General features: G+C 60.2%; 9 protein-coding genes. 6 read left to right on the plus strand and 3 right to left on the minus strand.

Annotated features, from left to right (window positions below; genetic code table 11):
- Positions 1 to 909: 909 nt before the first annotated feature.
- Both FNH21_RS10715 and FNH21_RS10720 read right to left on the minus strand, forming a co-directional pair.
- A complete protein-coding gene (locus tag FNH21_RS10715) occupies positions 910 to 1,638 on the minus strand; it encodes a hypothetical protein (protein ID WP_152815286.1) in 729 nt (242 codons plus the stop codon).
- 892 nt (positions 1,639 to 2,530) lie between these two features.
- Positions 2,531 to 3,085 (minus strand): hypothetical protein, encoded by a 555-nt coding sequence (locus FNH21_RS10720; protein ID WP_152815289.1) that lies wholly within the window; start codon positions 3,083 to 3,085, stop codon positions 2,531 to 2,533.
- A 777-nt stretch (positions 3,086 to 3,862) separates the two neighbouring features.
- Here FNH21_RS10720 and FNH21_RS10725 point away from each other — a divergent pair.
- From FNH21_RS10725 to FNH21_RS10745, 5 genes are all read left to right on the plus strand, one after another.
- A complete protein-coding gene (locus FNH21_RS10725; RefSeq protein WP_152815292.1) occupies positions 3,863 to 4,561 on the plus strand; it encodes a hypothetical protein in 699 nt (232 codons plus the stop codon).
- On the plus strand, positions 4,558 to 6,567 hold the full coding sequence (locus FNH21_RS10730; protein ID WP_152815295.1) for a hypothetical protein: 2,010 nt from the start codon (positions 4,558 to 4,560) through the stop codon (positions 6,565 to 6,567). The genes FNH21_RS10725 and FNH21_RS10730 overlap by 4 nt, the downstream gene beginning before the upstream one ends.
- A gap of 101 nt (positions 6,568 to 6,668) precedes the next feature.
- The gene (locus tag FNH21_RS10735; RefSeq protein ID WP_152815298.1) at positions 6,669 to 8,816 is read left to right on the plus strand and encodes a hypothetical protein; all 2,148 of its coding nucleotides are present in this window, start codon (positions 6,669 to 6,671) and stop codon (positions 8,814 to 8,816) included.
- A 260-nt stretch (positions 8,817 to 9,076) separates the two neighbouring features.
- The gene (locus FNH21_RS10740; protein ID WP_152815301.1) at positions 9,077 to 9,562 is read left to right on the plus strand and encodes a hypothetical protein; all 486 of its coding nucleotides are present in this window, start codon (positions 9,077 to 9,079) and stop codon (positions 9,560 to 9,562) included.
- 30 nt (positions 9,563 to 9,592) lie between these two features.
- Complete coding sequence (locus FNH21_RS10745; protein ID WP_152815304.1) at positions 9,593 to 10,672, plus strand: PDDEXK family nuclease; 1,080 nt, start codon at positions 9,593 to 9,595, stop codon at positions 10,670 to 10,672.
- A 25-nt stretch (positions 10,673 to 10,697) separates the two neighbouring features.
- Here the strand turns inward: FNH21_RS10745 and FNH21_RS10750 are convergent, their stop codons facing one another.
- Positions 10,698 to 12,467, minus strand: a complete 1,770-nt coding sequence (locus tag FNH21_RS10750) for a nuclease-related domain-containing DEAD/DEAH box helicase (protein WP_338403246.1) — start codon at positions 12,465 to 12,467, stop codon at positions 10,698 to 10,700.
- A gap of 273 nt (positions 12,468 to 12,740) precedes the next feature.
- On the opposite strand from FNH21_RS10750, the gene FNH21_RS10755 reads away from it, so the two are divergent.
- Positions 12,741 to 16,076, plus strand: a complete 3,336-nt coding sequence (locus tag FNH21_RS10755; protein ID WP_191931871.1) for a helicase-related protein — start codon at positions 12,741 to 12,743, stop codon at positions 16,074 to 16,076.
- The last annotated feature ends 2 nt before the right edge of the window (positions 16,077 to 16,078 follow it).

Consider the following 16,078-nt stretch of genomic DNA (forward strand, 5'->3'; position numbering starts at 1 on the left):
ATGGGCGGCTCGAGCACCTGCGTGGATCGGCTCTGGGCTTCAGGAACCTCACCCACTACATCGCCCGAAGCCTGCTCGAATCAGGCGGCTTCAGACCCCACCTACACTCCTAATTACGAAGAGCCCATATACCGCCGTCTCAGGGGGCATGGCGTCCTCGAACGTGTTTGCGACGTGGGCGGCCAGAACGTACACCGAGGCGCTTCCGCCGAGCCGTCGGGCGACAGCGGCTGCGTCGATCCGAGTTCCCTCTCTAAGGGAGGAAATCACTACCACGGGATAATCACGCTCGCGATGGCACAGGAGTGCCGCGAGCTCGATAGCGTCCTTGCCGGTATCGACGGTTTGGTAATTTGTTACTGATTGAGGCGCAGTGGTCAAGGGGGTCCTCCAACTTGAGGCGCAGTGGTCAAGGGGGTCCTCCAACGGTGGGACTACAGCCACCATGTGTGGACGACGGGGGCCACCTCCCCAAGGCGGGCTTAGTACTGATTGGGACGACAGCTTAGCTGGAATTCTTTGCCGGATTCCGCAGTCAGGCTACCGCTGGACAGATCTTCCGAATGCCCAGTAATAACGGCCGCTGAGCGGATGGCTCTTGTAGCTGTGATATCCCCGGGAGGCGGAGGTCCTCGGCCCGATGCTCGTAGCGGTGGCACATGCCGGTGGCGAGGCCGTCGCCGAAAAGGCGCTCTCCTGAGCTCTATTCCTCTCGGGTCAGCTAGTGAAGCTCGGATCAGCTAGTGAAGACTGTGCTTGACTTCCGTAAAGCCGCCGCGAGCCGAGCGATTAGTCCCGACAGCTACCGGGACAGGCTTCTGGTTGGGGCCAGGGTAGAGGGGGCAGCCGGAGAATCGGGGTAAGACGAGCTAGCTGACGGTTTTCGTCGGGAGCGTCGGTTTTTTGTAACTAGGCGTCATCTATTGAGGCTTCCTCGAGTACATCGCCATCATCGTCGAATTCCGGTTTGGGTTTTCCGAATGCCAGTTTGCTAGTGCCGATGAGAGACCAGGTGGTCACAAAACTATACCCGCCACCGAGGGTAGCGCCGAACAGGTAGGGCAAGACAACAGCCAGTACGACGATGCCCTGTTTGTCACCCGATTTAGTGAAGAAATTATTGCCAAAGACGCTATTGAGTGGTTTTAAAGCCTCACCAGGAATGCGCTTCAACGTGTTCCTAGCCCAGTGCTGGCCCGTCCGTTCGGCAACCTTGGGTATGGCGGTGTTGGCGCCCCCACCGACGAGGATGGCGAGAGCGAGCTTCCGCCGGTGTTCAATGTCGGCAGCCGGAAGCTGGTGCACTTCTGCCACGGCGAGAACGTAGAAGACTGCGGCTGACAACGAAACCGCGGGTTCACCCAGGCTTATGGCCGCCATCGCAGCTTTCCCAACACCTGGCGCGGCGGCGGAAGCACCTAGGGCTGCACCGGTGCTGGTGGCGGATGCAAGCAGCTGGCGGTCTAGCTTCTTCAAGATGCCAGCCGGTTTGAGGTTGGGATGTTTCTTGCGCATTCTTCGGATGTGTGCAGCTGCAGGCGAGGTTTGGGCCCGCATGAAAGCGTCTACTTCGTCTGGTGCCCCCGGGGATCTCGAACCAGCGTTGCTTTCTGAGCCGTTCAGATCTTCGTCTTCCACGTGTCTCTCCTCAAGTAGCCCAAGGCTCCCAGTGCGGGCTGAACACTGCAATAAGTATGCCCCGATGAACACAAACGAGCAGCCGTCTAATCTTATATTCCTGAGAAGAAGAGGCCTGCGCGACGCTCATTGCGTGACCGCCCACCCTGAGATCGTTCGTATCTACCAGCTGCCTGGTTAGACCCGGAAGGCTGAAGCGCTGGCCCGATACTAGGTCCTGAGCATTTGTTGCCGCTGCACCACCGTCGGCACTTCTCAACCAAAGCCGAAGGCCCCGACTCCCTCTGCTTACAGGGAACCGGAGGTTTTTCCATTGAGCGTGACGGCGTATTAAACCCACCGTCGGTGAAACGCATGTTGAGCAAGCTTGACCCGAATTCCGTGCCGAGCACGGTGGTTGCCAGCCGGTGCCACTCGTTGTTGTTGCCCGGCTCTTGCGCCTGGGAACTCGCATGAGCGAAGCTGAGACGGATCACCGGCCGGTTTCATCATGCTGGGCTGCCTAGGTCGCTACCGGTGGGCCTTCCAAGCCACGAGACCGGGTCGGGCCGTCGAAATTCATCTTCCTCTCCCCAGCGCCAGTTGGTCGCGGTCAATCGGCTGAAACTACATCTTGGTCGAGGTTATTCTCGTCTTCGTCTGAGCCATCACCTATAGGCTGCCGGGACGAGCCGCCTCTCCGACATGCTCAATGACGCCAACACCGAGCAGCTTTACGCTCGGCCCATCCAGGCTGTCGCCGGGATACGGGGCGTGAAAGGTCACTTAGACACCTAACTGGCTGTAAGGGCTTCGCGTAGCCCGAAGGTTCCGCTTAGTCCTCGACGAGCATCTGCATTTCAGCGGAGCATTCTTGACGAGAAGCTTCGTCAAAGAACCTACGGGTTACCGCTCAGGGTTTTGCGATCACCGCGGAGTGAACTTCGTCGTGGGAGAGGAGCAGCGGCTCGTCGAAACCGGTGTGCATGCGGCCGTCATTTGGGACGCGTTGTACCATCATGCCGTACACGCGAAGAAGGGCGGAACGGTTTTCAGAGAGCAGTGTCTGGGCGCGTTCGATTCCTTCTCGAAGAACGGGCCTCACTTCGTCCGTCTGCGCCTCGGATCGGCCGCTCCCGAGGCGCCATATCTTTAGGTCGCCTTCGTAGCCGCCAGGCAGATAGTGTCCACACAATTCCGCCTCCGCGAGGCTTCCGGCCAGTAGGTAGACGAGAGCGTCTTCCGGCCGTGGGGCGACCCACTCTACGGGTTCACCTGGCATCAAGACGCCAGCACCGACAACCTCCTCGCCGAGCATCATCTGTCGGTATACATCGTGTCCAGGGTTGATGGAGACCTCGACGAACTTGAAGTCGAGAAGGATCGCGGCGGTCGCGTGCCCTGCCTCGTGAATACCGAAATGCCCGAACCAACCGTGTTCGGGGCAGGTCATTTGGTCAAGAGACATAGCCAAACTATAGAACGAGGTCGAGCTCAATGGTGCAGCAGACGTTTTTCGGCACCGAAACGTGGTTGAATTTAGATATAATGTATATATTCTTATTTTGAATCAACAGAATTTCGCTTTCTATGATAGCGCACGAGCGTGGCATTTTTTCATACAGTAGGGACAACCATGCCGCGTCGTTCAGTCCTATTCAACAAGAGCCGATGGTGTGCCGAGTTTGTTGAATGTATACTAACCGTGTTCGGCGGTGGGGCACGCCTAACGTAATTGGGACTTCGGCGTGGTTAATGGTCGACTCCAATTTGAGTGCCCTGATGCCCCTGGTCAGTGAATGCCGTCAGATATGTCCTTGTTCTGTAACCCAGTGGAATTTGTGCACCCGCCACCCTGACGGGTTTGGGGGATGAAGTTGCGTGGGCAGTCCCAGCCGACAAACACATCGATAGAGGTGCGACACGGCGGGTTAGGTCTCTTCTTGGGGCGCCCCTGGTGCTCGCTGCCCTAAGGTGGAGCATCTGAGGCGTGGAGTGGCGTGGGGGAGGATCAAGTTTCTCGGTCGAGTTCACGGGGTGTGCTGCTCCTACCGGTGAACGATGCGGACGTGGTGGAAGCCTGCCTCCCCGGGCGCCAGCAGTCATTGCAACTTCCTTTGTCCTGATAGGCGGGGCGACGGCCTGCAGCCCGGAGCACTCGGATACCGAAGGTCCATCGGCTCCTTTACCTGTCCGATATATTGTCCGAAATGATGGCGAGTTTTACTTGGGGTGGGGAATTGTGATGAGCGAAGGAGCGCAGGCCGATGTTGCGGTCCGTCCGTCGCCGAGCGTCATGCAGCACGCCATTAGGCTGTTGGTTCTGCTCGATGGGTGTGGCGAGCCGGTCGTGCAGGGAGACCCCGGCGGGTGCGTGACAGTTGTTCGTGCAGAATTGCGGCTTCAGGCTCTCGATTTCTGGCTACGGAATCCTGATTACCTCGCGGGGGAAATTCTCGCTTTAGTCGAAACCGATGGGCTGCCAGCTGATGAATACCTTCCAGTTGCTGAGGACCTGCTCAGCAGTCCTGAGCCGGACTTGCACTGGTACCCCATGCCGCGGTGGCACCACGGCGCGTATGAAGCCATTGATGACGCCTTCTCGGTACTGTCCGCGTATGGGTTGGCGCAGGTGCGCCGCCAGGGCGGCATCCGGAAGACAGCGCGTAGTCAATTTTTCTTGACGGAAGCCGGCCGTGCAGCCGTCGATGAGTTGAGGACCGAGAAGGTTTTGTCGTGGTACACCGATCAGGTCAAGCTCGTGGCCCTGGTCGCGGGCTCGGATATAGGTAGCAAGCTGAAGCAGCGCCAGTACGAGCAGGCCGAGTACGCGCGTACCAAGCTAGGTACGAATATCGCACCCATCCATGCCATAGTCCGTGAACGCTTGGACGTTGTGAAGGCCACGGCCATCAGCGCTCCCGCGGCGGAAGGAGCGTCATGACCATCCTCGGTGAAGCGGTCTTCGCTGGACTGAAGCGCAATTGCGTAGAGATTGAGCTGGCTCGGGTTGAGAAAGTCTTACGCGAGTCGGATGTCTCTTCGACCGCCTCGAGGGGCGTGCCAGCCCAACTGCGTGTCCGGCGTCTGCACGTCACAGGCACGAAGAGGTACTCCGAAACGCCGGGGGAGGAGACTGAGCTGGCTGAGATGGAGACGGCGCCCATCAAGCTCGACTGGACGCCAAATGACGGTGTGAATGGGGTCGGCAGCGGAGCAAATCTACGCGGGAAATCATCAGTGCTTCACATGACGATGTGGGCGCTCACCGGACGCAGCCATCTCCAAGCTGACGTCGTATCCTGGGTCAACCACGTCGATGCCGAGTTCCACGTAGACAGTGTCCCGTTGTTCGTCGAGTTCGACGTGGAGGGAGGAGTTCCGGTCGGAAAAGTGGAGCAGCAGCTGCCGTCCGGTGGGAGGACTGTCCTCGGGACGTTTGCTGCGGAGGCAGAGTTCGAATCTGTGATGGGGTCGGTTATGCTCGAGCGGCTCCGGCTCGACGCAATCTCAGTGTTCTCCAAAGGAGTGGAGATCGAGCACACCTGGCCGTCCTACGCGGCGGCGCTGACCGTGCATGCCGACAAGCTCGACCCGATTATCGGCAACGAGAACACTCTAAAGACACGCATATTGCAGATGTTCGTCGGAACCAGTTGGGCCTCGATTGACGCGCAGGTTGCGACCGCCCTGAACTCCCTGATGTTCGAAAGGGATGAGCACAAAGCTGAGCGCCAAGCGGCGGTTTCCGTCACGGCCGTCGCCTTGGAACGGGCAGAAAAACGCGCAATGAATGCTAAGGGTGTCCTCGAGGAGTTCGACCTGGACGAGCCCGATGTGGACACCGTGCTCGAGCTCGCGTCCGCAGCTTCCGATCGCTCTCGGGAGGCACATGAACTGTCGCTTCAGCTCATGACCGCAGAGGCGGCGGCTTCGGATGTCCGGGCCCACCTTCGGATCGAGGAACTTCGGCAGCAGGCGGCGGTCGAGGACGCAGTCGCACGGCGACTGTTCAATGGGATGGCTCCGACCGTGTGCCCGCGGTGTTCGACCAAGGTCGATGCGGAGAGGTACGCCGCGGAGCCAGCTACGCTCGAGTGTTCTCTCTGTCTTCACGAGCTTGACCTAGTCGAGCACCTTGCACATTCCGAGCCTGACGCCGGCAGCTTGGGAGCGGAGGATTTGCCAGAGACCGAGACTGAAGTGGTTGTTGACCCGCTAGAAGCGCTGCGAGGAGCAGTTGCCGACGCGGAGCGGGGAGTTTCTGGCCTGCGGGAGAAGCGCCGGCTCGCCGAAACGCAGCTTCGCGAAGCCGAACAGGCGGCAGCCGTGGGCCGGGACAAGATTGATTCCGCTCGCGGGCGTCTAAAAGCCGAGCTGGAGCTGGCCCGTGCCCAGAGCGCACTCGACACTCTCCGTGAAGCCGTTACCGATAAGCCTGGTGTACCGGCTTTGGACGAGAAACTCATCGTGTTACGCATGGCGTCGAACCTGACCAAGAAGTGGGTTAAAGACGACCAAGAGTTGCTACTGGAGTCGGTGTCACATGCGATCGCCGTACTCGCGCGGCGGTTCGGGTCGACCAACATTACTTCGGTCAAGCTCAAAGGCAACGGCAATATGGACATTGTCAAAGGTGGTGCGAACACCACCTACAGTGGCCTGACCAACGGTGAGAAGCTCCGCATCAAGCTCGCCGCCGTCATCGCGCTCATCGAACTCGGCCATGGTAAGGGCGTCGGGCGCCACCCTGGACTCCTTTTCGTTGACTCGCCCGCCGCCGAGGAGATCCCTGAATCAGACCTCAAGACCATGCTGGAGGCCATGGCTGCGGTCGCCGAGGCGACCGATCTGCAGATTGTGGTGGCCACTACCTATGGCGGGATGCTCAACGCCGTGCTTCCGAAGGATAACCTGCTGGTCGCAACCGGAACGGAATTCGTCTGGTGACCAGATACCCGTCCCCGACCGCCAGTGCGCGCCCCAACATATGAAGGGGCGAAACAGCACACAAGCCTACAAGCCCGCGAACCTGTCAATAAGGAGGTGCCGTGCTGGAGCAGCTTGATCCGATGGTCGTTGTCGATTCGCTCCGAATTGCCTTCACAGGAACGGAGCCGCCAGCGAACCTGCTCGAGCAACTCGGTGGGTGGGATGCGGTGCAGACTGCTGCTCCGGTTCTCGTTGACGACCCGCTTTTGTTGCCCCTGGCCGCTCTGACCGCCCGTGATGCCTTTGCCATGAAACGGGCCGGAGAGAACCTTCAGGCACTGAGGCCCGCCGCCACTGCCGTCGCTAACGCTATCCTCGACACAGCCGACCCTGCCATTTTCGCATCCGGGGTGGACTTGTTTATCGGAGATGCCGTTCTCTCCCTGGCGGTCGGGGAACCGATCGCGACTCGGTGCTTGACGTTGGCCGTACCCCCAACGGGTGAAGAGGGTGGGCTCGTTGAGGCGTCCGTTCTTCGCCGTGCCGTCGCCCTTGAAGGTGCAGCTAGGCTGGCGGTAAGTGGACTTGGTTCCAAGAACAAACTGCTCGGGCTCTTAGAGGACGTCCTCGAACCGCAGCCCCGAAGGTACGCGCAGGCGGTTGCCCGTACCGTCGCCATGGCGTTCGACCATTGGTCGCCAGATGACGAGGTTGCTGATGTCATTCATATCCTGACGGGTGTCACAGCGCCGCATTACGACCATGCCCCCGAGGATGAGGTGTTGAGGCGAAACGAGGAGTTCCGTAAGGACATCGCACCAGACGCTGAGTGGACTCTTGCGAATATCGCCGTAGCCAAGGCGCTACGCTTCACCAGAGTGACAGACATCTGCGCGGCGCTGAACACCGCGACGGAGCACCTTTCAACAGTCATCGCGCTCGACGACCGAGATGATGCCGAACTCCTACGCGCGTCGGTCGTACTTCTGCGGAATCTACTCTTGTCCCTGCCGACCGGGCCCGGCTCTCACGATGCCGTTACTTGGGACATTGAGCTGACCGATGCGCGAGAACTCGCAGCCCGTGCGGGGAAGTTCGCGCTTGACCGGCATGGGCTCAACCACTGGAGCGGCGACAGGAAGTTAGCCGTCCTCCAAGGCTGGAGAAGGCTTGCTGATGACCTAGCGTTCCTAAAAGATCAGCTGTCGCGCGACAGCATATACGCCGCTTCCGTGGTGCTGGACGACATCACTTCCATCTACTCCGCCTCCCGCGCATACGAGCTCACCTCGGGGGCTTATGAAGCCCAAAACGTCGTTGCGGTTATCCGTCCTTCAATCTCAAGTGGGTTCGCTTCACGTGCTGGGCTGCTGAGAAACCTCGTCGACCATACAGAAATGCTCAAGGTTCTGCTTGCTGATAGCGAGGGCACCGACGAAGCTGACGACCTTCGGACGCGTATGGCCACCGCGGAACAAATCCTGAAAGCAGCGCGGGCGAACCTTGTACCGTCGGAGCCGCCGGGAAAACTACGGGGGCAGTCGGCGGACCTCCCGCCCCTGCTAGCTGACTTTTTCGGTCCCACTCCGGCCGCGGCCGCGGCTCTCGAAGGAGTTCCCCCAGAAGAGCTCCGGCGTCTCGCAACTGGTATCGCGGACTTGAAAGCCGCAACCGACCTCGATCCCGACCTGACCGTCACCGCGGCCCGTAGGCGGATTCTCGATGCGTTAGTAAGTGCAGCCGATTTCCGTGACGAAGTTATACCCGCTGTTACCGCGGTGCTCGACCAGCTCATCAAATTCGTCAGGCAGCGGTTGAACTCGCAGGAATCGTGGAAGTCTTACCAGTTTCGACCGAATGCAAATGAACATGACCTGCACGTTGACTTGTACGAGTGGTTGTGCCAAGGCCAGTTTGGTAGCTTCACGAATGTTGAGGTGCAGGAAGTCGGAGCAGGCAGGGTCGACATCCAGATCCAGTTCTCCGGATTCCACTTGTATCTGGAGCTCAAAGTCGATGACACATCGGTGCCCGTCGATAGTAAAGCTGCATATATCAAGCAGACCGTTTCCTACCAGGCCTCCGACGTTCGCATTGGATTTCTTGTCGTGCTGCGGATGAGCCGCCCGAAAGACAAGTCACCGTCTGGTCACTTGAGTGAGTACGTTTCACACACGACTGTTCCGATCCAAGGCAGCGACGTTGTGCGGCACATCGTGATGTTGGAGATCCCCGGTAACCAGACAAAACCATCTAGCGTGCGTTAGCGCGCCGGATCGTTTGGGATCGTGGAGTTCGAGCACTGCAGGAGCGACCCCGTCACACGTTATTCGATTACTGAACGTGGTGGAGTTCCGCTTCAACGTCTCAGGATATTCATAGATTTTGGATGGCTTCAACCAAAGCGGGGCTGGAGCGCCCTGTCTGCAAGAACCACTTGGGTTTTCTACTGGTTTTCCGTTGGCGGCCCGGTATCCTTAACCCCGAGCGCAGAGTTGCGCCCGGTCGCCGGAGACAGGTGCCGAGAATGCAGCAGCTTCCCACGCCCAGCAACACTCAGGACCAGCAGCACACCCCGCCCTCACAGCTGCACCGCATCACGGAGCTCGCTGGGGGCATCGCCGCCCAGTTCGAGCTGGTCCCACTGCTCGAACGCGTCCGCGGGCACGCCGCCGCCCTCCTCGGATGCGAGAGCGACTCCATCTCAATCGTCCAAGAAACCGAGGGCTACTACCGCAAGGAAGTGGATCAGGGCGTCGGCTGCCGCGAAGGCCAGACCTTCCCGCTGACCGAAGGCCTTACGGGGCAAACCCTTAAAACGCACGGTAGGTTCAACCTCGATCGCTACGCCTTCGTGCCCGTCGGCCACATCGACCCGACTGACCCGCGGTGGATGAGCGCCGTGCTCGGTGTCCCCGTCACCTGGGCCGGCCGGAGTACATTCGACTTTGAGAGTGATGGACATCGTGCTGTGGATGCATGGCATCGACCTTGGGCTCAAGGCCGAGAATGACGACGAAGTCACCGATCCTGAAGAGTAGCAATGACAACCATCCTCACTCGCCCACTGGGCGGCCTCTGGAATGAGCCGCAGGAGGTTAGCTATGGGCGGGAGGCTGACCTGCAGCAGATCCTTGCCGATCACCCCAGCCTCATTCCTGGCGTAGGGGAGGATGCCGTCGCCTGCAAGGAGCTGCAGTCAGGTGCGGGCCCCGCCGACCTGCTCGTCGTCGACCAATCCGGCGGTATCACACTGGTCGAGTGCAAGCTCGCCTCCAATCGCCAAGTCCGGCGGGAAATCATCGGGCAGATGTTCGACTACGCCTCGGCGTTCTGGCGCATGCCCATGGAAGAGTTTGAACAGCGATGGCTCGCACGCGCCGGCAGGAGTCTCTCTGACAGCGTTGCATCGGCAAACCCCGATTTCGCCGGTGCTGTCGCGGCGAATCTTGTGGAGGGGCGCTTCAATATCGTGCTAGCCGTAGATGCCATCAATGAGGATCTGAAGCGCATTGTGGAGTACCTGAACGCGACGTCCGGACCCGCAACATCCGTCATCGCGGTCGAGTACAAGCGCCTGCTCACCGAGCACACGGAGATACTCATGCCGACGACCTACGGGAAAGAGCTCGCCGAGGCGAAGGTCGCTGCGTCGGAACGGGCCCAGGGTCGCTGGACCGAGAACGAGTGCCGCACGTGGATGCAGGACCACGACCCGGTGAACCTTTCCAGGTTCGATCTTCTGCTCGAAGCAGCTCGACAGCACGCCATTCCGTTTGTCGGGTCGCTGAAGCGCGCAAAGGCCATGCCGGCCGGGTCGCTGCAGGTTCCTCTGGACAACTCCGGTACGACCGGGCACGTGTACGTGTACCACTACACCGGGACCTCGACCTCAATCGAACTGAGTTTCACGAACGTGCCAAGGGCGGGAGGGCCTGACCCGCTGCACGATCGCACTCGGGGATTCTTGAACCAACTCGCGACCATTAGAGAGTTCGAGGACGCAGCAGCCACTCTCAGCGATCTCGGATGGAAGCGTCGCCCCAACGTTCCCCCGTCCGAGCTGTCCCCTGAGGCGCTGGAGGGGCTCGTCGTGGCCGTCGCGGGGCTGCGTCCCGGGTAGTCGCCTCGCCAGCGGTGTGACGCTGTCAGGACGCCGGCTTCCAGACCTCTGCTGTGCGCAGCGCCAGTTCCAGCCGCCGTCCGCCGGCCGCGATGATCTCAGCGTCATCTCCGACGATCACCAGCAGACTGCGCGCCCGGGACAGTCCGACATACAGCTGTTCTGCCGCCCTCTCCGCGTCGCGGAATCCATTGACGCAGAGGATGATGACCGAGCGCTCAAGCCCCTTGAAGCCCAAGACGTGTCCGTAGAACTCGGCATCGTCGCGATGGAACTCGCGCCAGTAGTCCGCGATGGTGCCGTTCTCGAAGTGCTCCAAATGAATCGGATGGCGACGTTGGGTGGTGAGCAGCGCGATCTGGTTGTTGGCCCAGCCATCCTCGATGAGCGCGTCGACGCAGTCCCCAGCGACATCTAGCGCGTCTTCTGTTGAGCAGTGGACGCGCCGGACGGGCAGTCCCGTCACACCTCGGGGTCTGAAGTGCGCGCCGGCGAAGCCCTTGAATGTTTCCGCGATTCGGCGGGTGTTGCGGAGATTGTCGTCAACGTGGATCGGTACGAGGTCGGCGAGCGGTGCGGTCCCCTCCTCCAGTGTGTGTGCCTTCCAGCGCCGGTAGACATCCTGCTGGTCGTCCATGAAGGCGTAGATTTCGCTCGACGCCGGGTCCTTCAGGCACGTTTTCAGCGCATCCCACCACAAGGGTGCGAAGTCCTGTGCCTCATCGACGACGACGGCGTCGAGCTTGTCCGCGTTGGCAAGGTCTCCCGCGAGCAGCAGCAGTTCGCGGGGCAGTTGATCATCGAAGTATTCCTGCCCCTCGCCGTCCCGTACCCCGAGGGTGAGGGCGTAATCGTGAAACTCGCCGGTGAAGACGGGAGTGGCCTGACGCCAGCCCTGCACCTGGTTCCTCAGGTACTGACTGAGCCCTTTGTTGTAGCAGAAAAGACCGACCCGTTTGCCTTCCTTGGCCAGCCGCTTCGCCTTCTCGACGGCTAGCCACGTTTTGCCGCTGCCTGCTCCTCCTATGAAGCGCACGCGCGGCAACGAGCGGGTGGCTGCCAACAGGATTGCCTGACGCTCGGTCAGATGGTTCTGCTCGTCTTCAACTTCGCGCGCGTCATAGGCGAGGTCGACCTTCGAATCGAGCTGTCCGAGTTTCGGAAGCATGCGCTCCATGAAGGAGGCTGCGAGGGGCGTCGTACCGCTGCCTTCGCGTTCGATGGCGGTCCGGATTAGTTCGACAGGTGAGGTGAGGTCGTCCCGGTCGAGGACGAGGCTGCGGGGACATCCGGCCATCTCCCACGACTGGGGCACGGATGTGTACGGGAAGCAGACCATGTACGCGAATCTGCTTGAAATGGGGCTACCGATTTGCTCGCTCATCCATGTCCGGAAGGCGTGCATCGAGCTTTGTGATTGAGCGACCGGGCTCTGTATCCCTCGCCGGCCTTCCGCGCCGCCTGACTGGTACCACTGGCCGCCGGCGATCGAGATAAGGCCGCCCTTGACCTCGATGGCGGCAAGGCCCACGCCTGGCCAGAAGACAAGCAGATCGATCTCGCACTCGGCCCGGCCGTGCCGCACCTGCACGGAGTGTGCGACGACGACCTCATCCGGCAGGTCCAACCGAAGCTTCTCCCAAACGACCTTCTCGGCCGACTGCGCCTCAGAAAAATCCGGCTCTGCAGGTATCGAACGCATTTCTTCCCCCCAGTAATAGCAGCATGTTACCGTCAGCGCGGTCCCACCAATGGCTCTGTCGACCACTTCCGACGCGCGGCCCTCGGCTTCCACAACTCCACCAACTATCCGAACAGACCACTCCTAGTAGCAGACGGCTAGAGAGCCGAACAACGAATGGTCCTGTCCGCTATTAGTGAGTTCTCGAGAAGCATGAGCAGTGAGACCCCAGGTTCAGATTAGTTCGACACCGCGGGTGAGCACGCAAAATGTCATCCCTCGCATTTACACTCAACTCACGACCGTCAGACCGACGGCAGCCGCAGCGTGGGGGTAGAAGTTTGAGATCGAGTCAAGTAGTCGCGTCCGATGTTGATGGGCGCGACCATGGTTGCTGACAACAGCTGCGGCTACCACCCACAAATCTCAGATCTCTCATCGCTGGATGGCGGAGCAATCGGCCGAGTTCTTCTGGTTGCACCGAGGTCGAAAGACCTTGGTGTCGATCATCAGTACCGAGTACTGCACAGCCCGGATCATGACGTCTCGCTGCGCCCCGGCGTTTATTGGGCGAAGGTTGATAACGAGTGGAACGCCCTTGTGATCGACCCGGATGCAGTTCCCGGACGGACTCCTCGGCCTGTGGAAGAAGTAGCGCTCTCCGATGCGGACGAAAATTCTCTCGGTGTTGTTGGCATGGAGTGGCTCGATGAATGGTGGGAGTCTGCCCGACCTATCACGCCGCCCGCCTTCCCATCATCCGGCGGAGCGATCTCGCGTAGCTCGGGCCGTGACGTGATCATTATTCGTCGTCAGTTGACGGGGGCAAACTGGTCGTACCTCGTGCGCCAGGACGGCCGAATGGTGACGGTGTCCGAATCAGATCTAGCACCAATCCCCGAAGTCTCCGAAGCCACATCGTGGCTTTGCCATAAACCGGCTGCGGCACAGTCGTTTTCAGCGATGGTGACACGAGCGAAACTCAACAGGGGTGTCACGGACGCGCTTTTCTCCTACGGCGTGACTAAGACGATCATTAACCCGTTTCAGTTCAAGCCGGTTCTGAAATACCTGGACTCCTCGATGGAGAGGATGTTAATCGCCGATGAGGTGGGCCTCGGCAAGACCATCGAAGCGGGCCTCCTCTGGACGGAGATGGCGGCGCGCGGTCAGGCCAATCGCGTAATAGTGGTATGTCCGGCGGCGCTTGTGCCCAAGTGGCAGCGAGAAATGAGCGAACGGTTCGGGTTCACACTGGTTCATTACACAACGCCTGATCTTCGCCGGCTGGTCGAGCAACTAGAGTCTGGAACCGTCCCGCAGACATTCGCCGTTGTCGTCTCCCTTCAAACGTTCCGGGCGTTCGACGGACTAGAACACATGGAAGAGCTAAACTTCGGGCTGGATCTGTGCATCGTTGATGAAGCGCACCAGATGCGTAACCAAGGGACCGCAAGTCTCAGGCTTGGCCTCTTTCTCCGGGACGTATCTGGCTCGCTGGTTCTCCTGAGCGCAACGCCCCTCAACCTCGGCAACCGGGATCTGCTCTCGATGATACGACTGATCATGCCGGGCGAAGTTGAGAGTCAGGCCGACCTCGAACTTCGCATTGATCACCACGGCCCTCTCCAGGCGCTGCGCAGGAGCGCGACCGATCCGAATATCTCGAACCTCTTGCGGCGCCAGTGGCTCCTCAAAATTGCCGGCTCTCGCATGGGAAGGGCTCTTCGCGAGCGCGCCGCGTTCAAGGATCTCCAGAGCCTCTTAGCCCATGACGACTATACCGTTGCCTCCGCGCCCGTTCTCAGGGACGCATGCAACCAGCTCCACGGACTTTCCTCGGCGATCACCAGAACGCGAAAGTCAGAGGTTCACGCAACGCGGGCCGTCCGCGAAGCAAAGAACGCTGAAGTCACGTGGACGGCAAACGAGCAAGCGTTTTACGACGTGTATGTCGAGTGGCTACGCCAAATCGCAACAGAGCGGAACATTCCTACCAACTTCGCGCTCCAGATGCCACTCCGCCTCGCCAGTTCCTGCCTTCCAGCCGCGGCCAAGCAGGTGCTCGGCCTTGCAGCAGACCAGGCCGTAGATGGAGACGCCGCCTCAACCGCCCGTGGGAGCAGTTTTCTCGCGTCCGAGCGTCCACCGTCGGATGTCCGGTCTCTTGCCGAAAAGGTCCTTAGGACGGACACCAAGTTCGAGGCCTTCACGGAGGCACTGGCCAGCCCCGAGATGGCGGGTCGCACTACACTCGTATTCACGTTCTCGCGCAACACTTTGGACTATCTTCATCGTCGTCTGTCGCAAACCCATCGTGTAGCCGTCCTCCATGGCGGGATTGCGTCTGAGGAACGCGAGTCGATCATGAAGCGGTTCCGAGCCGGCGCCTTCGAGATGGTCATTGCAACCCGCGTTGCGAGCGAGGGCCTCGACTTCGAGTTCTGCTCGATGATCGTCAATTATGACCTGCCGTGGAACCCGATGGAAATCGAACAGCGCATTGGGCGCCTGGATCGCATCGGACAGACGTCGGACAAGATCCTGATTCTCAACTTCTCCACCCCTGGGACTATTGAGTCCCGAATACTCGAGCGACTGTTGGATCGCGTGGGGGTCTTCGAGCACTCAATTGGTGAACTCGAGCCGATTCTCGCTGAGAAGTTCGAGAACCTGGCCGACCTCGTGGTCGATTTTCATCTCACCACTGATGAACGCGAGCGACGTATCAATGAGGCCATAGCTGCTGTAGAGCAGGGAAAGTTGGACGCCGCGGAACTCGAAGAATCGTCTTCCAAGCTCCAGGCCGAAGATCAATTCGGGATCAAATCCGTTGAGGAGCGGATTAGCCAGGGGCGGTACTTGGGACAGATCGAACTCGCCCACTTGGTTGCAGACTGGGCTCGGCTCCGCGGGGGTTCTGCCGTCATTAATCGACACGACAGAACTCTCCGAGTAGAAATCAGCCAAGAGATGCTGGTGAAGATCGTTGAATGGCGGCGGGATCAAGGCGTCACATCGGCCGAGGTGACGCGTGTTGAGGGGGCAGGTCGCACGAAAGCGCCACTGATCATGTGCCTCGACGCAGAAGAGGCGAGGGTCAACGGCGGGTCACTTCTCAACGGACACCATCCTTTGGTCCGGGTTGCTAGCGAGGACTACGAGCGGCACCACATCCCACGGTTCGCGGTCCTTCGCACGGCGGGCGGCTCGGAATGCGCTCGCGGGACGTACCTCATCGCGGTTGCGGCGACCGAGTGGAAGGGCTTGCGGCCTACCAGTGAGCTCTGGACGGAAGCGGTCGACCTCACATCCGGTCGCGGGATGACCGAAGAGGCCGGCGCCCTCCTCATGACCGCGGTGGCTTCGGGTGCTCTGGAGCGGGCAGATGAGGTCGACATTCACCCTGATGCCGATGCCTACTGCGAGCAGCTCTTAGCTGACCTCGAACGTCGCCGCCACGACGAGCAGGCGAAGCGTCGACAGGAGAACGACGCGCTCATCCTCGAGAGGAGGGTGCGTGCGGAGGAAGTCTTTGAGAACCACCGACGGTCCATTGAGGAGCGGATTCGTGAAGCGACGGCAAAAACGGTCCGAATGTTCGAGGGTCAGCTGAGGCGAGCCGAGGAGCGACGGAATGATGCGCTGGCGAGGATCGGCGACAGCGCCCATTCGAGCCTCGCCTTGGAAAATCTGGCGCTCCTGCAGCTGGAAGTGATCTGAGC

The sequence above is a fragment of the Arthrobacter bussei genome (assembly GCF_009377195.2).
Lineage (GTDB): Bacteria > Actinomycetota > Actinomycetes > Actinomycetales > Micrococcaceae > Arthrobacter_D > Arthrobacter_D bussei.